At 61.7% G+C, this 23,281-nt stretch carries 21 protein-coding genes and 1 tRNA gene; 9 read left to right on the top strand and 13 right to left on the bottom strand.

Features of this window, described 5'->3' with window-relative positions; genetic code table 11:
- Nucleotides 1-2: 2 nt before the first annotated feature.
- From NKI73_RS30390 to NKI73_RS30360, 7 genes are all read right to left on the bottom strand, one after another.
- On the bottom strand, nt 3-923 hold the full coding sequence (locus tag NKI73_RS30390; protein WP_352635368.1) for an ABC transporter permease: 921 nt from the start codon (nt 921-923) through the stop codon (nt 3-5).
- Nucleotides 923-2,053: an ABC transporter permease gene (locus tag NKI73_RS30385; protein ID WP_352635366.1), complete on the bottom strand. Its 1,131-nt coding sequence runs from the start codon at nt 2,051-2,053 to the stop codon at nt 923-925. Before NKI73_RS30385 ends, NKI73_RS30390 begins: the two co-directional genes overlap by 1 nt.
- Complete coding sequence (locus NKI73_RS30380; RefSeq protein ID WP_352635364.1) at nt 2,050-3,627, bottom strand: ABC transporter ATP-binding protein; 1,578 nt, start codon at nt 3,625-3,627, stop codon at nt 2,050-2,052. The genes NKI73_RS30385 and NKI73_RS30380 overlap by 4 nt, the downstream gene beginning before the upstream one ends.
- Before the next feature lie 178 nt (nt 3,628-3,805).
- Entirely contained in the window at nt 3,806-4,783 is a 978-nt protein-coding gene (locus NKI73_RS30375; RefSeq protein ID WP_352635362.1) for a quinone oxidoreductase family protein, read from the bottom strand.
- A gap of 22 nt (nt 4,784-4,805) precedes the next feature.
- The gene (pcsA, locus tag NKI73_RS30370; protein ID WP_352635360.1) at nt 4,806-5,624 is read right to left on the bottom strand and encodes a phosphatidylcholine synthase; all 819 of its coding nucleotides are present in this window, start codon (nt 5,622-5,624) and stop codon (nt 4,806-4,808) included.
- Nucleotides 5,621-6,235, bottom strand: coding sequence for a DUF1326 domain-containing protein (locus NKI73_RS30365; RefSeq protein WP_352635358.1), 615 nt, complete (start codon nt 6,233-6,235; stop codon nt 5,621-5,623). The genes pcsA and NKI73_RS30365 overlap by 4 nt, the downstream gene beginning before the upstream one ends.
- 14 nt (nt 6,236-6,249) lie before the next feature.
- Nucleotides 6,250-7,182 carry a DUF2182 domain-containing protein gene (locus tag NKI73_RS30360; protein ID WP_352635356.1) on the bottom strand — a complete coding sequence of 311 codons (933 nt, stop codon included), beginning with the start codon at nt 7,180-7,182 and terminating at the stop codon, nt 6,250-6,252.
- Nucleotides 7,183-7,251: 69 nt separating this feature from the next.
- Here NKI73_RS30360 and NKI73_RS30355 point away from each other — a divergent pair, with 69 nt between their 5' ends.
- Together NKI73_RS30355 and hspQ are read left to right on the top strand one after the other, a co-directional pair.
- Nucleotides 7,252-8,460 (top strand): UbiH/UbiF family hydroxylase, encoded by a 1,209-nt coding sequence (locus tag NKI73_RS30355; protein ID WP_352635354.1) that lies wholly within the window; start codon nt 7,252-7,254, stop codon nt 8,458-8,460.
- A gap of 175 nt (nt 8,461-8,635) precedes the next feature.
- Nucleotides 8,636-8,959, top strand: coding sequence for a heat shock protein HspQ (hspQ, locus tag NKI73_RS30350; RefSeq protein WP_023757801.1), 324 nt, complete (start codon nt 8,636-8,638; stop codon nt 8,957-8,959).
- A gap of 64 nt (nt 8,960-9,023) precedes the next feature.
- On the opposite strand, the gene NKI73_RS30345 is transcribed toward hspQ, so the two are convergent.
- On the bottom strand, nt 9,024-9,653 hold the full coding sequence (locus tag NKI73_RS30345) for an invasion associated locus B family protein (protein ID WP_352635353.1): 630 nt from the start codon (nt 9,651-9,653) through the stop codon (nt 9,024-9,026).
- A gap of 232 nt (nt 9,654-9,885) precedes the next feature.
- Here NKI73_RS30345 and NKI73_RS30340 point away from each other — a divergent pair, with 232 nt between their 5' ends.
- Nucleotides 9,886-11,706: an extracellular solute-binding protein gene (locus tag NKI73_RS30340; protein WP_352635351.1), complete on the top strand. Its 1,821-nt coding sequence runs from the start codon at nt 9,886-9,888 to the stop codon at nt 11,704-11,706.
- Nucleotides 11,707-11,722: 16 nt separating this feature from the next.
- Entirely contained in the window at nt 11,723-12,403 is a 681-nt protein-coding gene (locus NKI73_RS30335) for a DsbA family oxidoreductase (protein ID WP_352635349.1), read from the top strand.
- A 35-nt stretch (nt 12,404-12,438) separates the two neighbouring features.
- Here NKI73_RS30335 and NKI73_RS30330 read toward each other — a convergent pair whose 3' ends face one another.
- A complete protein-coding gene (locus NKI73_RS30330) occupies nt 12,439-12,885 on the bottom strand; it encodes a hypothetical protein (protein WP_352635346.1) in 447 nt (148 codons plus the stop codon).
- A 603-nt stretch (nt 12,886-13,488) separates the two neighbouring features.
- Between NKI73_RS30330 and NKI73_RS30325 the strand changes: the two genes are divergently transcribed.
- Nucleotides 13,489-15,375, top strand: a complete 1,887-nt coding sequence (locus NKI73_RS30325) for an ABC transporter ATP-binding protein/permease (RefSeq protein ID WP_352635343.1) — start codon at nt 13,489-13,491, stop codon at nt 15,373-15,375.
- A 271-nt stretch (nt 15,376-15,646) separates the two neighbouring features.
- Nucleotides 15,647-17,011, top strand: a complete 1,365-nt coding sequence (mgtE, locus tag NKI73_RS30320) for a magnesium transporter (protein WP_352635341.1) — start codon at nt 15,647-15,649, stop codon at nt 17,009-17,011.
- A 243-nt stretch (nt 17,012-17,254) separates the two neighbouring features.
- Here the strand turns inward: mgtE and gor are convergent, their stop codons facing one another.
- The 3 genes from gor to rpiA all read right to left on the bottom strand — a co-directional run bounded on the left by gor (nt 17,255) and on the right by rpiA (nt 20,062).
- Nucleotides 17,255-18,646, bottom strand: coding sequence for a glutathione-disulfide reductase (gene gor, locus NKI73_RS30315; RefSeq protein WP_352635339.1), 1,392 nt, complete (start codon nt 18,644-18,646; stop codon nt 17,255-17,257).
- Between the two features lie 116 nt (nt 18,647-18,762).
- Complete coding sequence (locus tag NKI73_RS30310) at nt 18,763-19,344, bottom strand: DUF2059 domain-containing protein (protein WP_352635337.1); 582 nt, start codon at nt 19,342-19,344, stop codon at nt 18,763-18,765.
- The gene (rpiA, locus tag NKI73_RS30305; RefSeq protein ID WP_352635335.1) at nt 19,331-20,062 is read right to left on the bottom strand and encodes a ribose-5-phosphate isomerase RpiA; all 732 of its coding nucleotides are present in this window, start codon (nt 20,060-20,062) and stop codon (nt 19,331-19,333) included. The genes NKI73_RS30310 and rpiA overlap by 14 nt, the downstream gene beginning before the upstream one ends.
- Nucleotides 20,063-20,443: 381 nt before the next feature.
- Here rpiA and NKI73_RS30300 point away from each other — a divergent pair, with 381 nt between their 5' ends.
- From NKI73_RS30300 to NKI73_RS30290, 3 genes are all read left to right on the top strand, one after another.
- Complete coding sequence (locus NKI73_RS30300) at nt 20,444-21,127, top strand: phosphoglycolate phosphatase (RefSeq protein WP_352635333.1); 684 nt, start codon at nt 20,444-20,446, stop codon at nt 21,125-21,127.
- 362 nt (nt 21,128-21,489) lie between these two features.
- A tRNA-Val gene (locus tag NKI73_RS30295) sits at nt 21,490-21,564 on the top strand.
- A gap of 103 nt (nt 21,565-21,667) precedes the next feature.
- Nucleotides 21,668-22,516, top strand: a complete 849-nt coding sequence (locus NKI73_RS30290; RefSeq protein ID WP_502905664.1) for a DUF8608 domain-containing protein — start codon at nt 21,668-21,670, stop codon at nt 22,514-22,516.
- Between the two features lie 340 nt (nt 22,517-22,856).
- Here NKI73_RS30290 and NKI73_RS30285 read toward each other — a convergent pair whose 3' ends face one another.
- Complete coding sequence (locus NKI73_RS30285; protein ID WP_352635329.1) at nt 22,857-23,207, bottom strand: hypothetical protein; 351 nt, start codon at nt 23,205-23,207, stop codon at nt 22,857-22,859.
- Nucleotides 23,208-23,281 lie beyond the last annotated feature (74 nt).

The raw sequence follows: 23,281 nt of genomic DNA, 5'->3' as shown, positions 1-23,281 counted from the left end.
TGTCAACGATCCGGAACGAATGGCTGCCCCAAAGAAGCCGGCGTGTTCATCATCGTCAGACGCTTGTTGCGCGAGATTAGAACGAGAACCACGACGGTTGCCAGATAGGGCAGCGAAGAAAGGAACTGTGAAGGCACTGGAATGCCAAAAGCCTGTGCATGAAGCTGTCCGATCCACACCGCGCCAAAGATGTAGGCGCCGGCCAGCACCCGCCATGGCCGCCACGAGGCGAACACCACCAGAGCCAGCGCGATCCAGCCGCGGCCGGCACTCATGTTCTCGACCCATTGCGGCGTGTAGACCAGCGACAGGTGGCCGCCGGCGAGGCCGGCACAGGCGCCGCCGAAAATCACGGAGAGATAGCGATAGCGGATGACCTTGATGCCCAGCGCATGGGCCGACGTGTGGCTGTCGCCGATCGAGCGCAGCGTCAGGCCGGTCCGGGTCTTGAACAGGAACCACATGACGGCGGCGGTGAGCGCAATCGAAATGTAGAAGATCGGGTCCTGCCCGAACAGCAATCTGCCGATCACAGGGATCGAGGTCAGGCCGGGAATGTCTAGGTTGGGCAGCCGTTCGCCGGGCTGGCCGACGAAACTGGTGCCCATCATGCCGGAGAGGCCGAGGCCGAGCAGCGTCAGCGACAGGCCGGTCGCCACCTGGTTGGTGGCCAGTGACAGCGTCATGACGGCAAACAGCAGCGAGAACACGGCACCCATGGCGATTGCCGCCAGAAGGCCGATCCAGGGTGATCCGGTGAGATAGGTCGCGCCGAAGCCGCCGACGGCGCCCATGATCATCATACCCTCGACGCCGAGATTGAGCACGCCGGAGCGCTCGACCACCAGTTCGCCGATTGCCGCGATCAGCAGCGGCGTTGCCGCCGTGGCGATGGTCAGAAGGATGTTTACGGTGATGTCCATCAACGGGCTTCCTTCAGCTTCGGCGCGGCTTCGAGTTTCGCGGGACCTTCCTGTTTGGTCAGCGCCAGGCCGATCAGTCGAATGCGGTAGTGGATGAGCGTGTCGCAGCCGAGCACGAAGAACAAAAGCATGCCCTGGAACACCCGCGCCACCTTGTCGGAGATGCCGAGCGCGCTCTGCACTGCTTCGCCGCCGAGATAGGTCAGCGCCAGCACAAGGCCGGCGGCGACGATGCCGAGCGGGTTGAGGCGGCCAAGGAACGCCACGATGATGGCGGTGAAGCCGTAGCCGGGCGAAATGACCGGCTGCAGCTGGCCGATGGCACCGGAGACCTCGGAGATGCCGGCAAGCCCTGCCAGCGCACCCGACAGCAGGAAGGCGAAGAACACCATGCGGTTGAGGCCGAAGCCAGCGAAGCGCCCTGCCCGCGGGCTTGAGCCCAGCACGCGCACCTCAAACCCCTTCAGCATGCGGCTCATCAGGATCCAGACAAGCACCGAGGCGATCAGCGCGAAGACAAAGCCCCAGTTCGCCCGCCCCGCATCCGGCATCAGCTCCGGCAACACGGCCGAATCGCCGAACTGGATGGTCTGCGGAAAGCCATGGCCTTGCGGATCGCGCCAGGGTCCGCGCACCAGCCAGTCGAGGAAAAGCTGGGCGACATAGACCAGCATCAGGCTGGTCAGGATCTCGTTGGTGCCGAAGCGGGTCTTGAGCAGAGCCGGGATCGCGGCATAGGCCGCGCCGCCGACCATGCCGAGCAACAGCATCAGCGGCAGCACCAGCGGGCCTTCGAACTGCGGATACAGCACCGGAATGATCGAACCGACAATGCCGCCGAGGATGAACTGGCCTTCGGCGCCGATGTTCCAGATGTTGGCCTTGTAGCAGACCGACAGGCCAACGGCGATCAGGATGAGCGGCGCTGCCTTGATCGCCAGCTCATGCAACTGCCAGACCTGGCTGATCGGCTCGATGAAGTAGATGCGGAATGCGGTCAGCGGATTGACGCCGAGCAGCGCGAACATGATGGCGCCGGCGATGATCGTCAGCGCGAAGGCGATGAACGGCGACAGGGCCGAAAACAGCGCGGAGCGCTGCGGGCGTTTGACGAGTTCGAGGCGCATCATGCCGTCTCCATCGTGTGTTCGGCGTGACCGGGTTCGGCGCCGCCCATCAGCAAGCCGACTTTCTCGAATGTTGCTTCGGCGATCGGCATCGGCTTGGACAGCGCGCCATTGTGCATGACCGCGATCGCATCCGATATCTCGAACAGCTCGTCGAGATCCTGGCTGATCACCAGCACCGCCGATCCGCTGCGCGACAACTCGATCAAGGCTTGGCGGATGTGGGCAGCGGCACCTGCGTCGACGCCCCAGGTCGGCTGGTTCACGACCATGACGCTTGGCCGGCGGTCGAGTTCGCGGCCGACGATGAACTTCTGCAGATTGCCGCCCGAAAGTGCCGCCGCCTCCGGATCCGGCGCGCTCTTGCGCACGTCCATCGCCTCGATGATGCGTTGAGCGGCGGCGTAGATGGCCGCGCTGTTGACCATTCCGCCGCCGCCGACGAAGGCCTTGCCGTCGGTGGCATGGCGTGACAGCAGCAGGTTTTCCGAAAGCTTCATGCGCGGCGCGGCGCCGTGGCCGAGGCGTTCTTCCGGGACGAAAGCGGCGCCCAGCAGGCGTCGTCCGGTGATGGAGAGATTGCCTGCATTCTTGCCGCGGATCCGCACCGAGGCGGCATCCTGCTGCAATACTTCGCCGGAGACGGATTCAAAGAACTCGCCCTGGCCGTTGCCGGCGACGCCCGCGATGCCGATCACCTCGCCGGCGCGGACGTTCAGGCTGATGTTCTTGAGCGGGATTGAGAACGGTGTTGCCGGCTTGCGGCTGAGGTTGCGGATTTCGAGCAGCGGCTGGGCCGTGGCGATGCCCTCGACGGGTGCGCGCACCACCGCCTGCACCTCGTTGCCGACCATCATGCGAGCCAGCGACGAAGCGGTTTCCTCGCGCGGGTTGCAGTGGCCGACGACTTTGCCGTGACGCAGCACGGTGGCGCGGTCGCAGATGCGTTTGACCTCTTCGAGGCGGTGCGAAATGTAGAGGATGGATTTACCTTCCGAACGCAGACGATCCAGCGTCTCGAACAGTTTGTCGGCTTCCTGCGGCGTCAGCACCGAAGTCGGCTCGTCAAGGATGATGAGCTGCGGCGTTTGCAGCAGGCAGCGGATGATCTCGATACGCTGGCGCTCGCCCACCGACAGGTCGCCGACGAGCGATTCAGGGTCGAGCGGCAGGCCATAGCTGAAGGAAAGCGCCCTCGCCTTTGCCGCGATGCTGCTGATCGGCGAGCCGTCATCCAGCGACAGCGCGATGTTTTCGGCCGCGGTCAGCGCTTCGAACAGCGAAAAATGCTGGAACACCATGCCGATGCCGAGTTTTTTCGCGACTCCGGGGCTGGAAATCCTGACCGCCTGGCCGTTCCAGAAAATCTCGCCGGAATTGGGCTCCAGCGAGCCGAACAGCATCTTGACCAGCGTCGATTTGCCGGCGCCGTTTTCGCCGAGCAAAGCGTGGATTTCACCCCTGGCGATGTCGAGATCGATATGATCGCACGCTGTCAGCGTGCCGAATATCTTGGTGAGGCCACGGACCTCGAGCAGGTTCGTGCCGTCCTGATTTGCACTCACAGTGCCTCCCATCTGGCTAGCCAGACATGTTCTGTGTTCCCGCAAGCATGGTAGGCGCGGCCGGCTCTCATCGGAAAGCGGCACGCGTCTTGAAAGAGCTTCAAGAATTTCAGCGGAAATTCAAGCGATAGCAAGGAAGAACGGACAAAGAGACTGTTTTGGCCGCCGGAGTAGAGTTTGTAATCGGTCCCTAGGGAATGAGAATGGTCGTCCCTGTGGTCCTGCGGCCCTCAAGGTCGGAATGCGCCTTGCCGGCGTCCTTGAGCGCATAGCGCTGGTTGATCCTGATCTTGACGGCGCCACTGAGCACGACCTTGAACAAGGCCGCGGCGGAGGCCTCGAGGTCTTCGCGTTTAGCATTGTAGACGAACAGCGTCGGCCGGGTTGCGAACAACGAGCCCTTCTGCGCCAGCAGCGACATGCTGAACGGCGGGATCGGCCCCGAGGACTGGCCGAAGCTGACGAACATGCCGAGCGGCCTCAGGCAGTCGAGCGAGGCCGGAAACGTGTCGTTGCCGACCGAATCGTAGACCACGTCGCATTTCCTGCCGCCGGTGATGGCGGCAACGCCGGCGACGAAATCCTGTTCCTTGTAGTTGATGACATGGTCGAAGCCGTGCGCCTTGGCGAGTTCGATCTTGTCGGACGAGCTGGCGGTGCCGATGACGGTTGCGCCGAGATGTTTGGCCCATTGGCCGAGGATCAATCCGACACCGCCCGCCGCGGCATGGAACAGGATCGTGTCGCCGGCCTTCACCTTGAACGCCCGGCGCAGCAGATATTCCGCGGTCATGCCCTTCAGCATCATCGCGGCGGCCTGTTCGTCGCTGATGCCATCCGGCACCTTGACGACGCGGCTGGCGTCAATGACGCGCTCTCGCGCGTAAGCCCCTGTCGTCACGGCATAGGCGATGCGATCGCCCGGCTTCAGCCACTCAACGCCCTTGCCGACTCCCAGCACGACGCCGGTGGCTTCGCCGCCAGGGACAAGCGGGAACCCGCCGGGCGGCGGATAAAGGCCCGAGCGATGATAGACATCGATAAAATTAAGGCCGATCGCCGTGTGCCGGATCAGGATCTGCCCTGCTCCCGGCTGGCCGGGGTCGGCGTCCTCATAGGTCAGGACTTCCGGGCCACCATGGGCGTGGATGCGGATCGCTTTGGACATAGGCTAGGCTTCCTCTGGCTGATCAGGCCTTTTTGGCACCGAGATTTGGAAAGAACTGCATGATGCCACCAATGCTAGCGAGGTAAAGCCCCGTGATGGTGATACCGATCTTGGTGAAGGTGCTGACCTGCTCGCCCAGCACGCCGATCTGATCGTAGAAGGCAGCGAGGGCCGCTTGCGCCAGGGCAAGCGCGCCGAAAGCGCACCACAAAAGGGTCATCGCAAGATTGATGCGCCGCAGCCGCACCACCCGCACCGGATGGATGAAATTGATCGGGACGAAGGTCAGAATGCCGGCCATCACCACCACCGCGAACGAGACCCATTGTCCGGGCTCGATGACGAACAGTGTAAACACCACCATGTTCCAGACCACGGGGAATCCCTTGAAGAAATTCTCCTTCGTCTTCATGCCGGTGTCGGCATAGTAGATGGCGCTGGAGACGACGATGATCGCCGCCGACAGGAACGACAGGCCCTCGCCCATGAAGCCGCGCTGATAAAGCGCGAAGGCCGGGATCAGGACGTAGGTGACGTAGTCGATGATGTTGTCGAGCAGTTCGCCCGACCATGTCGGCAGGATCTCCTTGACCTCGAGCTTTCTGGCGATCGGCCCATCGATGCCGTCGACGAACAGCGCCAGCCCGAGCCACCAGAACATCGCCGTCCAGCGCTCTTCGCTTGCCGCCACCAGCGACAGGAAGGCCAGGAACGAGCCCGACGCGGTCAAGAGATGGACGGAGAACGCCCTCGCCTGCGGCCATGTGACTTTCTTCTTCGGCCGCGGAATCCGGTCGGTAATCTTTTTGGCGGCTTTCCGTGCGGTTGTGTTCTTGCTCACGGGCCCCGCCAATCCAGCTTGCAGATTTCCGCCGAACGCCCGGCAAAATTCCAGTTGCGGCCGAAAGCCCGCATCTTGCTTTTGTCGGACCTGGCCACGATGATCTCGGGCGCGATCCAGTATTCCGAATTGCTGATCACCGTATCCTTGTCGCGATCCTTGCCGGGGATGGGTGTCACCGCCCCGTCGATGATCTTCGGTATCTGGAAGATACGTGTCTTGTCACGCGTCTCGTAGGTGATCGGCACCTGCTCGACGCCGAGGAATTTGCCGACGAGGATGGAGAGCAGCGAGGTGGTTCCGCCTGCCTTGCCGGTGAAGATTTTCGTCAGCGCCTTGGCCGCATAGACCGAGGCACGCTGGTCGATGAACAGGCCGGCGGTCCAGTTGCCGCGGCTCATATAACCGGGGATTTCCATGACCAGCCCGAGATTGAGACCGGACAGATCGACGTCGCCGAAATGACCGCGGTCGATGCGGAACCCAGCCCAGGTCTGGCAATAGCCTTCGGTCGGCGGATGATTGCCGAGCGACAGCACGCAAGGGCAAAAAACCGTGCAATTGCAGGAGAGTACGAGCTCTCCTTTCATTGCCCAGCTCTGATCTGCCATCGATTTTCCCCCACTCACAGCGAGACTACTAGCAGCGCGGCTGCCCAGACAAGCAGTATCGCACCGGCGAGCCGGGTTGGAACCCTGCTCGCCGTTTGTTTTTCGATCAGGGTGAACAGCCCGATCAACGCCATCCAGAAGATGTTCATGACGCCAACGGCGAACATCACCAGCATCAGCGCCCAGCAGCAGCCGAGGCACCAAATGCCTTGCGCGACACCAAGCCGGAAGATGCTGACGGACCTCGCGCTCCAGTTCGCGAAAAGGATCGAGAACGGGTTCTTGCACCGTGTCAGGCAGGCGTCTTTCAAGCCGCTGAACTGGTAGAGGCCCGCAATCAGAAGCGCCAGCGCACCCGCAATGCCGACGACAGGGTCGAGCATCCCACCGGGCGGACCAAACGCATGAGTGGCCAAGGTCAGCCCCGCGAACATCACCGAGGCGGCGAGCCAGACGCTGAGGTAGCCGGCGACCAGCACCAGCGGATGGACGACCGGCTCGCCCTTGATGCGTGCCGTATCGGCGATCTCGCAGTAAGTGCGGATCATCGGGGCGGCCGAAGGCAGCATCGTCGCGATCGCCATCAGAAACCACATCAAAACGAGCGCACCCGCCTGCAGGCTTGCGTCCAGCGGCGCCGGCGACAGGCAGAGCGCGAAGAACCGTTCCAGGAAATCGGGCAGCGGGAGTTGCGGCAGATAGCGCAGGATCGTGTCGCCGGGGGCACTGACGCCTGCAATCCCGCCTTCGGCGCCGCGGATTGCCATCGCGGCGAGGAATAGCCAGGCAAGCAGGATACAAGCCCCGACAGCGGCGTTTACCGTGACGCGAGGATTGCGCGCGATGGTGGCCATGGCGCGGCCGGCGCGGTCGAGATGGCTGAAGTCGTCCTGCTGGCCGGTCATGACATCCGAATGGGCCGAATCGCCGCGTTGATCAAGCGGCATGATCTGCCCTATATGCTCATCGAATGGCAGGCCGGGTGGCCGCCTCGCATTGCAAGCCGGAAGCCGATCTTGGAGCATGAGCAAACCGCGCGGATACTGGTTGCTGGCACGGGGCCGGCAGGACTGATCGCGGCACTCGGTTTTGCCGCTGCCGGTTTCCCGGTGACGCTGGCCGGGCCGGAGGCCACGGCCCCCGATGGCCGCACGACCGCCCTGATGAACCCTGCCTTGAAAGTGATCGAGCGGCTGAGCGTGCTCGATGCCGTCAAGCCCAAGGCGGCGCCCCTGAAGGTGATGCGCATCGTCGACGCGACCAGCCGGCTGATCCGCAGTCCGGTCGTCACCTTCCGCGCCAGCGAGATCGACGAGGACCAGTTCGGGCTGAACCTGCCCAACAGCGTCCTCAATCCGGCACTCGCCAGCGCCGTCGCCGCGCATGCCGGCATCGAATGGCGACGCTCGATGGTGGCGAACTGGCAGCTCGATGCCGAATACGCCCGTGCCGTCCTGGCCGACGGCAGCACGGTGGACGCATCACTGGCGGTCGCAGCCGACGGACGCTTGTCGCCGGCGCGCCAGGCCGCCGGCATCTCGACCTCGGCTCGCTCCTATCCGCAGGCAGCTCTTGTCCTCAATTTCCGCCACAGCGGCGACCATGCCTTCACCTCGACGGAATTCCACACCGAGACTGGTCCGTTCACGCAGGTTCCCCTGCCCGGCAATCGATCGAGCCTGGTCTGGGTGGTGAAACCCGAGACCGCGACGGAACTCACCGCATTGGACGATGCGACGCTTTCGATGCAGGTCGAACAGCAGATGCAGTCGATGCTGGGCCGGGTGACGGTCGAGCCGGGCCGGCAGATCTACCCGCTTTCGGCGGTGACGCCGCTGCGTTTCGCAAGGGACCGGATAGCGCTGGTCGGCGAAGCCGCCCACGTGTTTCCACCGATCGGCGCGCAAGGCCTCAATCTCGGTATCAGGGATGTCGACGATCTCATTGGTATTGCTGTAGAAAATCGCGCGGACCCTGGTGCCGCCAAGGCCCTGGCCGCCTACGATTTCAAGCGTCGGCCCGATATTCTGGCGCGCAGCAGTGCGGTCAATCTTCTCAACATGTCGCTGCTTTCCGACATGCTGCCGGCACAGATGGCCCGCGTTGCCGGGCTCGGCGTGCTCGGTGGCTTCGCGCCGCTTCGCGCTTTTTTCATGCGCGAGGGACTTCGTCCCGGCAGCGGCTTCGCTGCGCTGGTCGGTGGCCTGGGAAGGCCGGCACGCTGACAGCGATCTTCCCATTCCTGACAAGCTGCGTCATCGACGATCGTCGATATCAGCCGCATGCGGTAAAACCTTTGCGCCATGTCCTGCGTAGCTTCAGGGCGCGCTCAAACGCTTCGGGATTGAATTGAGGCGCAGTCTGCGCCAAATAAAGCCAAGGAATTCAGTGGTGGGTACGATGAAAACAGCCAAATTCGCAATCGGACAGGTGGTTCGCCACCGGCTGTTTCCATTCAGGGGCATCATTTTCGACGTCGATCCGCAATTCGCCAACACCGACGAATGGTACGAAGCCATCCCCGCTGACGTACGGCCGCGTAAGGATCAGCCCTTCTATCATCTGCTCGCCGAGAATTCAGAGACCGAGTACGTCGCCTATGTCTCCGAGCAGAATCTGCTCGAGGATCAATCGGGGGAGCCGGTCCGGCATCCGCAGATCAAGGAGATGTTCGACAAGAAGCCGGATGGGGGCTACCAGCCGAAACGGCAGTCCAGGCATTAAGCGACGGTCACAAAAAAAGCGGGGCATAATCCCGCTTCTTTGTTGGTCCGACGATATCGGCCGGTCAGTTGGCTGTCTTCGCCTTGTCCTGCTCTTCCTTGAGCTTCTTGGCGAAATCCTGGTTGTTCTTGGCGACAAAGTCCTGAAGCTTCTTCTGCCGGTCCTCGATGTCCGACTGCTGCAGCGCCGGGCCGTCATAGGCGCCGCTGAAGCCCTGCAGGGCGACCTTGATCGGGTTGGGCTGGTTCTGGAAATTGACCGAGGTCAGCGTGATCGCCTGGCCTTTCTTGAACGCGGCGACGAGCTGATCGGTCAGCGGCACTTCCGCCACGCAACGATCCGGGAAGCAGATAACGTAGTCGAGCTTCTGCGCCTTGCCGGTATCGATCTGCAGGCCAATGCCGGGAGGCACCAGACGACCGGTCGGGACCGTGACCTGGAACACCTTGCGGTTCACCTTGCCCTTCAGCTCGATCAGGCTGACGCCGGTGACCAACTGGCCGTTGCCTGCGGTGGTGATGTTCTGGACATTGCAGATGTCGACGTCTTCCTGCTTGGTGCAAGCCTTGAACCAGCCTTGCGGAATCTGCTGTTGCTGCTGTGCGGAAGCGGCGGGAAGTCCTGCGCAGAGAAAGCCGATCACGCCAGCGGCCATGACCGACAGGCGGTACGCGTTGCTGTTCAGGCTCGTCATGTCGTGCACTTCCTCTCAAATGATCCCGGGACCGGCTTCTTCGTGCCGTGTGGTCCAGCTACCTGTTGCCGAAATGAGGCAACAGAATGACTTCGGAGGGCGTGTTACACTGCAAGCGGTGTCGAATCCAGCCCGACGTCAGCAATTGTTGAACGCACGATTGGCCGGTGCGCGGCTGCCTCATGCTAGGGTGCGCACCGAATCATCAAGCCGACCCATTAAGGAGACGGTCATGGGCCGCGTTCTTGTTTGGCTGATCACCGCGACATCGTTTCTCGCACTTTCGCATCAGCCCGCCGCATCGGAGCCGAAGCACGCGATCGCCATGCAGGGCGAACCGGCGCTGGCGTCCGACTACACGCATTTCAACTACGCCAATCCCGACGCGCCGAAGGGTGGCTCGATCACCTATTGCGTCGTCGGCAGCTTCGACAATCTCAACCCTTTCATCCTCAAGAGCCTGCGCACGACGGCGCGCGGCATGATGGACACGATCTTCGGCAATCTGGTCTTCGAGCCGCTGATGCAGCGCAATGCCGACGAGGCTTTCACGCTTTACGGGCTGCTCGCCGACACCGCCGACATGGACCCGGAGCGCCGGAGCATCGAATTCCATCTGAACCCGAAGGCCAAGTGGTCGGACGGTCAGGCGGTGACGCCGGAGGACGTGCTCTTCAGCTATGAAGTCTATACCGAGAAAGGGCGACCCCCTTACAGCGACCGCATGGCCAGGGTCGCAAAGCTCGAAAAGACCGGCGACCATAGCGTGCGTTTCACCTTCAACGACAAGGCCGATCGCGAATTCCCGCTGATCATCGCGCTGACGCCGATCATCCCGAAGCACGCCTTCGACAAGGAAACCTTCGACAAGACGACGCTGAAGCCGGTGATCGGCAGTGGTCCCTATACGATCGCGCAGGTACAGCCCGGTCAGCGCATCGTCTTCAAGCGCAATCCGGACTACTGGGGCAAGGATATCCCGGCCAAGCGCGGTTTCGACAATTACGACCAGATCACCATCGAGTATTTCCTCAACGCCAACGCCAAGCTCGAAGCGTTCAAGAAGGGCCTTTGCGCCATCGACGACGACGGCGATCCGGTGAAACGCGAGCGCGATCTCGATTTTCCCGCCTTCCACAAGGGAGACGTGGTCGCGGAAACCTTCGACACCGGGATTCCGCCCGTGGTGACCGGTTTCCTGTTCAACACGAGGCTGCAGAAGTTTTCCAACCCGGTCGTGCGGCGCGCGCTCGGCATGCTCTATGACTTCGAATGGGCCAACAAGAACCTGTTCGGCGGCAAATACACGCGCACGATGAGTTACTGGCAGAATTCCGAGCTTTCCGCGCTCGGTCATCCGGCCGACGACAGGGAGAAGGCGCTTCTGGCGCCCTATCCCGGCCGTGTGCCGGCCGATGTCATGGACGGCACTTACCGGCCACCGGTGACTGACGGATCAGGCCAGGACCGCCGCGTATTGAAGGCAGCTTTCGACCTGCTGAAAAGTGCCGGCTACCACGTGCAGAATGGAACAATGCTCGATGCCGAGGGCAAACCTTTCGGCTTCGAGATCCTGACCGCCTCGCAGGACGAGGAGCGCCTTGCCGGCATCTACCAGCGCACGCTGGAGAAGATCGGCATCGACCTCACCATTCGCAGCCTCGATGGCGATCAGATCCAGTCGCGCAAGCAGCGCTTCGATTTCGAGGTCCTGGTCGGATCGAGCGGCTTCAACAATTCGCTGTCGCCCGGCATCGAACAGACCGGGCGTTGGAGTTCGGCCGCGGCCAGGACGGAAGGCTCGTTCAATCTTGCCGGCGTGGCCGATCCGGCGGTGGACGCGGCAATCGAAGCGATGCTGCGCGCCCGCTCGAAGGAGGATTATGTCGCTGCCGTTCGTGTTCTCGACCGGCTGCTGATCTCCGGCAACTACATGGTACCGATGCAGCACAACACGCAGCAATGGATTGCCTACTGGAACTATCTGGAACATCCGCAAAAGACGCCCATATTTGGGTATCAACTGCCGACCTGGTGGCGCAAGCCGAACTGAAATTCAGGAGAACGAGATGAGCGAACCGAACGCCGTCACCGTCGATGTGGTGTCCGACGTCGTCTGCCCATGGTGCTTCATCGGTCAGAAGCGGCTCGACAAGGCGATTGCCGCTGTCGGCGATGTCGACGTGCATGTCCGCTGGCGGCCGTTCCAGCTCGATCCGACCATTCCGGCGCAGGGCAAGGATCGGCACGAATACATGCTGGCCAAGTTCGGCAGCGATGAACGTATCCGCGAGATTCATGCCCGCATTGAGCCGTTGGGCGAAGCCGAAGGTATTTCCTTCGCCTTCGACGCCATCAAGGTGGCGCCGAATACGCTCGATGCGCACCGCGTGATCCGCTGGGCCGGTGCTGCCGGCGAAGCCGTGCAGAACAGGCTTGTGCGCCGGCTGTTCCAGCTGAATTTCGAGGAAGACGCCAATATCGGCGACCATGCCGTGTTGACCGAAGCCGCGCGCGAAGCCGGCATGGACGCATCAGTGGTTGCCACGCTTTTGCCGACCGACGCCGATGTAGAGGCGGTTCGCACCGAGATCGCCACCGCGTCGCGCATGGGCATATCTGGCGTGCCGTGCTTCCTGCTCGAAGACAAATATGCGGTCATGGGTGCGCAGGATGCCGATACCCTGGCCGATGCCATTCGTCAGGTGGCGGCTGCCAAGGCGCGCGGCGAATTGGAAAAGGTCGGCTGAGGCCGGCACCCTCACCTTTCCGACAAGAGCAAGTCTTACTTCACCGTCACCTTGGCCTTGCTGATAAAAAATCCATGGCCGTTCGTGGCCGTGCAAGTCAGTCCCTTGGTTGACGACTGGCACGAGAACGGCCCCGCACTCCAGCTGTTGCCGTAGCCAAGCTTGTCGACATCGCTGCAGCAGCCCTGCTCGCCTGGGTTCTTGATCAGCGTGGCCGGCCCCTTGGGTCCGAGGATGATGGTGACGTAGCGCGGTTCGACCCGCGAGCAGCTCAGCTCCGGGCCGCCATCCCTTGGCTCGTAGGTGCTGGTGCCGCCTTTCGCCGTGTAGATGCAGCCAATGTTGCCGGACGGCGTGTTGAACTCGATCTGGCCTTCGGCGCTGGCCGGGATGCTCTGCGAGGCGGCATGCGCCAAAGATACCGAGGCAAAGAGAGGCAGCCAGGCGAAGAGGGACAGGATTGCGGCCGCGCGTGCAAGCATTGGGAACTTCCTTGTTGGAGAACCGGACATGCATGTGTGTCGACAATGCCCGGCAAGGTTCAATCCCGAACGGATGAATTGTCAAACGCAGTTCCTCGGCTGACCCGACAAGACGGAACGCGCTGCTCAGACGATTTTCCGGTCACTTCCTGACTCCGGCAAGGATAATGACGGCCGGCGCGGCGAGATCACAAACGGCAATTTTCGGGTTTCCAGGCCAGCCCGCAGTGAGAAAACAGACCGGTCCACATGATTTCCAGTTCACAAAACCGTGTGAAAACCCTTCCCTAGGGGAAGCTACTCGGACGGTCTGACTTCCCAGATCAAACATTTGAAATCAATAACGATATCCTGATTTTTGCCGACCGTTGGCGCCATATTTCAGCGTGCAATCTGTTGCCTCACAGCAACGGAAGCCGGGGTAATCCGGTCGGCCCGGTTTTAAATTAATGGAAAATGATCAATTGGTGTTACCATCCGTAACAAAAGAAAAAAGGTTTGGGCGGGATAGTGATTCGGGTCGATAGACCATCGCAAGAGTCAGTACCGGAAAAAACACCTCGCGATGCCGCAGGGCGATCGCTTCTGACGCCGGTATCGTCGATGCGCAGCTTCTGGGGCCTGATGCGGGCCTACTGGGTCTCGGACCGCTGGAAGGAAGCCTGGACACTGACGCTGGTGATCGCACTGCTCACGGCGCTGTCCAGCAAAGCCGGTGTCTGGTTCGCCGAAGCCTCCGGCGAACTGGTCAACTCGATCGCCTTCTTCCATGACGCCGCCAACACCACGCCGCTTCGCTCGCTGCTGGTCAATGCCGGCATCCTCGTGCTGCTGGTCGTGCTCAAGGACGCCGGCTTCACCGGCATACGCAGCCTCGTGTCAGCGACGTTGCATCGCAAATGGCGCGGCTGGCTGGACAGCCGCTTCAACGAAGCGCTGCTCGACACCAATCATACGCATTTCCACGCCCAGCATGGTTCGTCCGGCAATGCCGCTCCCGACAACATCGATCAGCGCATCCAGGAATCGATCAAGGACATGACCGGCGGAGCCATCGGTCTCGCCATGGGCGTCCTGGGCGTTGCCACATCGCTTTATTTCGTCGGCCAGAAATTGCTTGAAAACTCGGCGGAAGTGAAAGGGCTGGAATTCCTCGGCAGCTACGGCAGCGCGGTTCTGGCTTTCCTGGCGGTCGCCACCTACGTACCGCTTAACACTTGGATCGCGGTCAAACTGGGTCGTCTGCTGGAACGGCTCAACGTCAGGATGCAGCAATCCGAAGGCAGCTATCGCGGCGAGCTGACCACTTTCCTGCGTCGCAGCTTCCATGTCGCGGCCTCGCAAGGCGAGCACGTGCAGAAGACGATGCACAATCGACTTTATGTCGACATCGACCGCACTTGGGCGCGGCTGAATATCGTCAACACAGGCTACAATTCGTTCGAGCTGATCTACAATTTCATTGGTGCCCGCATTGTCGCCTATGGACCTGGCCTGGTGCCGTTCATCCACAACGGTTTCGATCTCAAGGGCTACATAACCGGCTCCGAGCTGGTCAATTCGCTGATCAGTCAATGCTCGTGGTTCATCCACGTCATGCCGAACATCGCCACGCTGCGTGCCAACAGCCAGCGTGTCACCGAGTTGGCCAATGCGATCGAGAATGTCCAGCACCCACAGGAATTCTACAGCCAGACCGGCCGCTCCGACTTCCACTATGCCAGCCAGAACCCGGTTTTCGGCCTGACCATCCAAAAACTCGAACTGGCGCATCAGGGCGAGGACGCCACCCCCTTCCTCAGTGCCGCCAATTTGCGCTTCCGGCGCGGCGAGTGGACGTTCCTGAAAGGCGAATCGGGTTGCGGCAAGACCTCGCTGATCAAGGCGATCAACGGCCTGTGGCCGTATGGCCGCGGCACCATCGTCTTCCCCGAAGGCGTGAAGAGCTTCTATGCCGCCCAGGAGGTCAAGCTACAGCCGGTGTCGCTGAAACAGCTGGTCTGCCTGCCCGGCTCCGAGCACGACCATGGCGATGCGCAGGTCGCGTCGGCATTGCACAAGGCCGGGCTTGGCGATTTCATCGAACACATGGCCGACGAAAACCGCGAGGGCAAAAGCTGGGATCAGGTCCTGTCGGGCGGCCAGAAACAGAAGCTGGTAGTGGCCCGCATCGTGCTGCAGCAACCGGGGCTGCTGTTTCTTGACGAGGCGACCGGCGCGCTCGATCCCGATGGCAAGGTTGCCTTCCACCAGGCCATCAAGGACAACTGCCCCGATGTCACGGTGATCAGCGTCATGCACGAGGCGGTGGCGCCACGATCGATGACAGGCAGCGAATTCTACCACAGCATCGTCGCGATCGCCGACGGTGTCGCCACCAAGAAGCCGCTGGTTCCGACCCTGCCTGTCGAGCTCACCACCATTCTCACGCAGCCGAGGCCGGTCGAGGACAAGTGGCTGCGTTTCTCGCGCCGGCTGAAGCAGAAATAACGACGCTGTGACCGAGCCGGCCGCGACTTGCGGCGGCAGGCGATCACAGTCTCGCGATCTCGGCCGCTCGCCGGCATTTTCCTTCCTCCCTGCGATTGACACGGCAAAGCGCGCTCCTATGTTGCGCCCGCTTGCAGATAGTCAAACGCGAACCCGCAAGCGGAAAGGTCACCGCGCCATGCCTGGCGACAGTCACAGTCGAACGCAACCGCCGTCCGCCTAGACGTGACCTCCAATGGTTCATGTCCTGCCGGACGGCAAGGAGTGAGCCATGAACGAATTTACCGCCGTAGCGAGCGACGAGGCTGTCGCGATCGCCCGTATCCTAGCCAACGATCACGTCGCCGACATTGTCGAGGCCCTGAACAGGGAGCCGCGAGAAACCGCGACGGAGCTGCTTTGTGAAGTGACGTTCGAGCGGCTGGTCGAGATCTTCGATCAGCCTGAACTCGACGGCGCGTTCGAACTCATGGAGGCACTGCCGCGCGCCAAGGCGGGCAAGCTGCTCACCGCCATGTCGGTCGACCGTGCCGCCGACATCCTGCGCGAGCTCGACGAGCCGGCCCGTTCCGAGCTGCTCGGCGGGCTTGCGCCGCCGCTGCGCGCCACGTTGCTTGCCATTCTCGGCTATCCCGAAGGCAGCGCCGCATCGATCATGACGACGGAGTTCGTCAGCGTGCCCTCGGACTGGACCGTCGGCCGCACGCTCGACTACATCCGCAAGGTCGAGCGGACGCGCGAGACCGTCTACGCGATCTATATCGTCGATCCGCAAACGCACCTCCTTGTGCGGTCGACTGGCCTGCGCCGGCTGATCACCGGTGAGCCGGACGATTCGATCATGACGGTGGCGCCGGATCGTGTTCCGGTGACGGTCGGCCCACTGACCGATCGCGAAACCCTGGCGCAGACGATCTCCAAATACGATCTGCTTGCCGTCCCGGTCGTCGACCACGGCAAGATCCTCGGCATCGTCACCATCGACGACATTATCGACACGATGATCGAGGAGACGACGGAGGATGTGCACCGTTTCGGCGGCATGGAGGCACTGGACGAGCCGTATATGAAGATGAGCTTCCTCGCCATGATCAGGAAGCGCGGCGGCTGGCTGTGCGCGCTGTTCATCTCGGAGATGCTGACGGCCAACGCCATGCAGAGCTATGAGGGCGAGCTGGAGAAGGCGATCGTGCTGACGCTGTTCATCCCGCTGATCATGAGCTCTGGCGGCAATTCCGGCTCGCAGGCGACCTCGTTGGTCATCCGTGCGCTGGCGCTGCGCGAGATCGGTCTCGGCGACTGGTGGCGGGTGGCGCTGCGCGAACTGCCCACCGGCATCGTGCTGGGTGCCATGCTCGGCGTGGTCGGCATCTGCCGCATCGCGCTCTGGCAATATATGGGCTTCTACGATTATGGCCCGCACTGGCCGCTGATCGCCACGACGGTGGGCGCGGCACTGGTCGGCATCGTCACGTTCGGCTCGCTGTCTGGGTCTATGCTGCCGTTTGCCCTGAAACGCATCGGCTTCGATCCGGCCAGCGCATCGGCGCCGTTCGTCGCCACGCTGGTCGATGTCACCGGCCTGGTGATCTATTTCTCGGTGGCGCTGGTGATCTTGCGCGGGACGCTGCTGTAGCGGCCAGTGTTGGACAACGACAACCGCACAAGGATTCTTGCGGAGAGGACCCCCACCCTAGCCCTCCCCACAAGGGGGAGGGAATGCTGCCGCGCGCTCTTTTGAAGCTGAGACGCAAGCGACTTGCCAAGGATCGGCATCTACGGAAGTCTCCCTCCCCCTTGTGGGGAGGGGCTAGGGGTGGGGGTATTCGTAGGGCGCCAGCATGGCGTTCCTAAATGCGACTGCTCCGGGTTTTGCCCGTCAATCCACCCGCTCGCCGTCCTTCACGCGATAGGTCGGCTTGTACATGGTGACCAGTTCTTCCGCCGCTGTCGGATGCACCGCCATCGTGCGGTCGAAATCATCCTTGGTCAGGCCGGCTTTCAGCGGAATGGCGAGAAGCTGCGCCATCTCGCCGGCGTCCGGCCCCAATATGTGGGCGCCGAGCACTTTCTTCGACGCGCCATCGACCACCAGTTTCATCAGCATCTTCTCGTCGCGTCCGGACAGCGTGTGCCGCATCGGCCGGAATGTGGCGCGGTAGATTTCGATGTCGGGGAAGCGTTTGACGGCATCGTCCTCCGACAGGCCGACGGTGCCGATCTCCGGTTGCGAAAAGACCGCCGTGGCGATCGTGTCGTGGTCGGGCGCGGTCGGATTTCCCTTGAAGGCGGTTTCGATGAAACACATCGCCTCATGGATCGCCACGGGCGTCAGCTGTACGCGGTTGGTGACGTCGCCGATCGCCCAGATGTTGTCGATGTTGGTTCGGGAGTATTTGTCGACAGCGATCGCACCGATCTTGGTCATCTCCAGGCCGATGCCTTCGAGGCCCATATTCTCGGTGTTGGGAATGCGGCCGATGGCCAGCATCACCTGATCGACCGTCAGCACCTCGCCGCCGCTGATGACCGCGTCGAGCCGGCCGTCCGGCCGCTTGCGCACCCATTCGGACACGGAATGACAGAGGATCTTTATCCCCTTCTTCTCCATCGTCTCGTGCAGCATGCGCCGCAGGTCCATGTCGAAACGGCTGAGGATTTCCTTGCCGCGATAGACCAGCGTGGTGTCGACGCCGAGACCGTGGAAGATGTTGGCGAATTCGACGGCGATGTAGCCGCCACCCTCGATCATGATCGCCTTGGGCAGCTCCTCGAGGTCGAAAGCCTCGTTGGAAAAGATGCAATGTTCGTGGCCGGGCAGCGCCGGATGCGCCGCCGGGCGGCCACCGGTGGCGATCAGGATCTGGTCTGATGTGACGGTACGATCTTCGCTGAGAAGATGCACCACATGCGGGTCGACGATCATGGCGCGCGAATGAAAAGTCTCGCCGCCGACCCCCTCGACATTCCGCTTGTAGATCGCCTCCAGCCGGCTGATCTCACGGTCCTTGTTGGCGACCAGCGTCTGCCAGTCGAAACTGGCTTCGGCCACCGTCCAGCCATAGCCGGCGGCGTCGGCGAAATGCTCCGGAAATTGCGAGGCATAGACATAGAGCTTTTTCGGCACGCAGCCGCGAATGACGCATGTGCCGCCGAAACGGTATTCCTCGGCGATGCCGACGCGCTTGCCGAGTGCGGCCGCCACGCGCGCCGCCCTCACGCCGCCCGAGCCGCCGCCGATGACGAAAAGATCGTAGTCGTAACCGGCCATGACGGCTCCTCGAGCTTCGGAAATTTGAGAGACAGGTAGGCCGCAAAGCGTCAAAAGAAAAGCCCGGACAAGCCGGGCTTTCGCAGATGGCCGCTAGGCCGTTTTGAAACGCAGGATCAGTTGTTGTCCGCGGGCGCCGCACCATCGGCGGGTGCCGCGCCATCCGCCGGGGCGGCAGGCGCTGCGGGCGCCTTTGCCTTGGCGGCCGCGGCCAATGTTTCGCCGACCTGCTGCGCGAGATCGCGGCCGACGCCGTTCTGCCAGATGTCGGCTGCCTTGATCAGGTCGCGGGTCACCGTCGGGCCGCTATCGAGCAGCTTCTTGCCGGCATCGGAATTGTAGAAGGCGGCGATATCGGTCAGTTCCTTTTCGGAGAACACTTTTGCGTAGGCGAGTGCTGCTTCCTTCTCGAGGTCGGCGCGGCGCGACGCCAGCGCCAGAGCCTTCTCGTTGATGGTCTTGCCGATCAGTTCCTGCATGTCCGGGTTCTTCTGGATCAGCTGCGATTCGAGCGCGGCGGCTGCCTGCGGCAAGATGTTGTCGAACGGGTCGGTCGCGTGGATCGCAGCGACCGCGGCGCGGGCGGCCTTCAGGTGCGATTCCGTGACATCCTGCGAAAACGCCGGCGACGAGAAGGCGAAAACGACTGAGGCCGCCAGAAGGATGGAAAGGCTGCGAACCCGGTTATGCAACATCATGATCGGTAGAACTCCCTGGTTTTCGGGCGGCATGGACAGTTTGGATACCGTCGCCGCCGGCGATGATGGCCGCTGACGCCAGCCCGATGAAAAGACCATGCTCGACCACGCCCGGAATGGCGTGGAGAGCATTCGAAAGCGCTCTTGTATCCGGAATGCGGCCAAAAGATGCATCGAGGATAAAATGGCCGCCGTCTGTAACAAAAGCCTGCCCCCCCGTCATCCTCAATATAACCGGACCGGAAAGACCGAGCTTTTCAGCCGCGGCAGCAATCGCGATTTCGGTCGCGCGCAGGCCGAACTGATTGACTTCGATCGGCAGGGGAAAACGGCCGAGCGTGGCGACCATCTTCGACCGGTCGGCAATGACGATCATGCGCTGGGAGGCCGCGGCGACGATCTTCTCGCGCAGCAGCGCACCGCCGCCGCCCTTGATCAAGGTCAGCTCCGGGTCGACTTCGTCGGCGCCATCGACGGTGAGATCGAGCTCGGGCGTTTCCTCCAGCGTCGACAGCGGCACGCCGAGTTCGCGGCAGAGCGAAGCGGTGCGCTCCGAAGTCGGCACGCCGATGACGGTCATGCCGGTGGCAACCTTGTCGGCAAGCAGCCGCACGAACTCTTCGGCCGTGGTGCCGGTGCCGATGCCGAGCCGCATGCCATCGCTCACATGGGCAAGTGCTGCCCGTGCGGCTTCGACCTTCAATTGCCTTGCATCCATGCCGCTTGCTGTCCCGAAACCCAGTGTTTCGGGCTCCTACCATTTTTGCCTGTCCGGTCAAAGCCCTTGGCAAGAGCTCTGCCGATGCGCCGCATCTCATCGACGTGCGCGCGAACCATCAACGGCAGCGGATATAGGAATTATTTCCTCTGTCTCGTTGACCCGGTGACGGCAGGCATGCTACATATTTGGTCATGGTGCTGATTCGCGCCGATAACCCGCCGCCGCGGCGGGTTTTCCATTTCTGGCGGCGCGCCGCCAAAATGTCCGGCCCGATGGGGCTTCCTGAACGAGTTGGCCCGGTGCTTGCCCAGTAAGCTTGCCTTGACGCGCCGCAGCCGCTATCGCCTGCCCCTGTATAAACTTGGCCCAGGACAGACCATGACCCGCCCGATCATCGTGTTCGACCTCGACGGTACGCTGATCGATACGGCGCCGGACCTGCTCGACAGCCTGAACCACAGCCTTGCCGCCAGCGACATCGCGGCGGTCGACGAAGCCGGCTTCAGGCGCTTTGTCGGTCACGGCGGACGGGTGATGATCGAGCGGGCGCATGCGGCCCATCAGCGATCGCTTGATGTCGAGGAGCACGACCGGCTGCTGAAACTCTTCCTCGACCACTACACAATCAACATCCCCGGCAAGTCACGCCCCTACCCCGGCGTCGTCGAGGCGATCGCGCGCTTCGAGAACGCAGGCTATCTCCTGGCCATCTGCACCAACAAGTACGAAGCCAACTCGCTGGCGCTGATCGAGGCGCTCGGCCTGACCAGGCATTTCGCCGCAATTGCCGGACAGGACACGTTCGCGTTCCGCAAGCCCGACCCGCGCCACCTGATCGAGACCATCAAGCTGGCCGGCGGCGACCCGCATCGCGCGCTGATGGTCGGCGATTCGCAAACCGACATCGACACCGCCAAGGCTGCCGGCATTCCGGTGGTGGCCGTCGATTTCGGCTACACCGACCGCCATGTGCGCGAATTCGAACCCTCGGCGGTGATCTCGCATTTCGACGCTCTGACGCTCGACCTGGCGCAAAGGCTGATTGCTGCGGCTGGGCAGTGACGGGAAGTGGCGCAGGCAATCGCATATGGGCAAAGGCTTGCGCCCTACGAATACCCCCACCCCTAACCCCTCCCCACAAGGGGGAGGGAGATTCCGTCGGCGCTGATATCAGCAAATTTCCAACGTTTTCGACGCAAAAGGCGAGAGCGCGGCAGCTTCCCTCCCCCTTGTGGGGAGGGTTAGGGTGGGGGTCCTCTTCGCAAGAATCTATATGCGATTGCCTTGGGAAGCGGCCTGCCCCGCCTCGGCGACAACGCGGAAAGGGCAGCAAATCCGATCCTTAGCGGAACGCCAGACAGCGCCTTGACTTCCCACACCCGCCTCCCTTATATCGCGGCTCGCTTGGCCTTCGGGCAACGAGCGGGCGATTAGCTCAGCGGGAGAGCACACCCTTCACACGGGTGGGGTCGCAGGTTCAATCCCTGCATCGCCCACCATTTCCTTCCTGCGGTCAAGATAGCCATGGTGGAGCTGCCGTCCCGCAGCCGGTCCGAGTAGAGCTATGGCGCTCCCTGTCAGCTGACGATCAGCCACAACGTGATGGAGCGCAGCAACGAGCTGGCCGTGTCGTCGGACTGGCTCGAGCACGTCAAGTGTTCTATTCAAAAGCGCTCAACCAGCATTTGGTGGACCGTGGAACGAAATCTTTGGCGCCCCTACTACAGCGCATTTCCAAAATTCCCTTGCCCGCGATGTAAGTCAGGGCAACTCGCTCTTCATAAAGATAGCCGCCAAACGCTGGAGACGGCATATTCTGTGACCGAGCAGTCTGACTCCAACTGGGAACCGGAGTGGGTGACGGAGCGCTTCATCTGCTTCTTAGTATGCGGGAATAAGCTCTGCGGAGAGGTCGTGGCAGTCTGCGGCCGGGTTACCTCCCAACATCAAGAGCAGTATGAGGGGGAATTGGGCGAGATGGTGAGCTTCAACTCCACCTACTATTCGCCCACTCAAATGTACCCTGCCCCACCAGTATTTCCCATGTCCCCGAAACTTAGCAAGGAATGCGCCGCCCATCTTCGTAAGGCATTCGAGCTGCTGTGGGTGGACCCAGCGTCGTGCGCCAACCGTATCCGGATCTTCCTCGAGCGCTTGCTTGACCAATTCGAGGTCCCCTACATGGGCGTGAATAATAAGGGCGGGGATTATGACATGACGCTGGCTCAGCGTATCGAATACCTGGAAGACAAGAAGCCGGGCCACAAGGACGCATTCAACGCCATGCGCAACGTCGGAAACTTTGGCAGCCACCAAGGCAACGCAAAGTTCGAAACCCTAATCAACTGCTTCGAGATTTTGGAGGAGATGCTCAAGGATCTAGTCGACGGTCGAAAGAGTCGACTGGAGAAGATGACAGCGGCATTGCTGGTCAAGGATGGCAATTTCTAACTATTGACACTCGGGAACAGGAGCATATTCCTACTCAGTTCAGCGGGACCGCCAAAGCCAGCCCGCCACAAGGGAATCCATACGGATTCCTACCTCGGCCGCTTTGGGCCGCACCGCGCCGTCATCCCGCGGGAAGTGCTGCGAGAAGAACTACGACCCTAGCCATAGCCAGGCGCATGAGATGAACTGTGCCGAGCGCAACGCATTCATCCGCAGTGACAACCGGGAATGCTAGGCTTTCGGTTCAAGGAGCCGTTCCCAAGCCGAGGGGAAGGCACATGAGTTCGGCGCCGAACGTGCTATGCTCTCGACTGTGGCAAGGGTAGCGGCCGCGGAAAACTTAACCACGTCGATGCAGCGGAATGAATCGAACAGATTTCACATATGGAAGCTCAGAAAGTGCTGTCTCCATCTGGTGCGTTCGATTCTGAGCTCCCAATGGAGCGTAAACTTGTATTGTATCATCAGCTAGAATTTTCCATTGAGCTTCCAAGTTATTGAACAAAAATCGACCAATGGATTTTAGCGCATTTTTGCGATCTGCGTCAGGCAAATATTCTTCAAGTTGAACATTAAGTACGTATTCTTGCATTCGTGCTGGCGGCATGCGGGAGTTTACCTCGACCGAGAAGCTTTCCGCAGACTCGACTCGTTGCATACGAAGTTCCATTTCCCTCAGCTGACCTGCCACTGAACTGTCATCCAGCTGCGATTAGAGCCTCGACCGTTTTTGTTACGCCTTGTGGCGCGGGTTGAGCAACCGGC

The organism is Mesorhizobium sp. M0496, from assembly GCF_040321205.1.
GTDB lineage: Bacteria > Pseudomonadota > Alphaproteobacteria > Rhizobiales > Rhizobiaceae > Mesorhizobium.
Note: the sequence above shows the minus strand (reverse complement) of the source record. Positions and strands in the feature narration are given on the sequence as shown.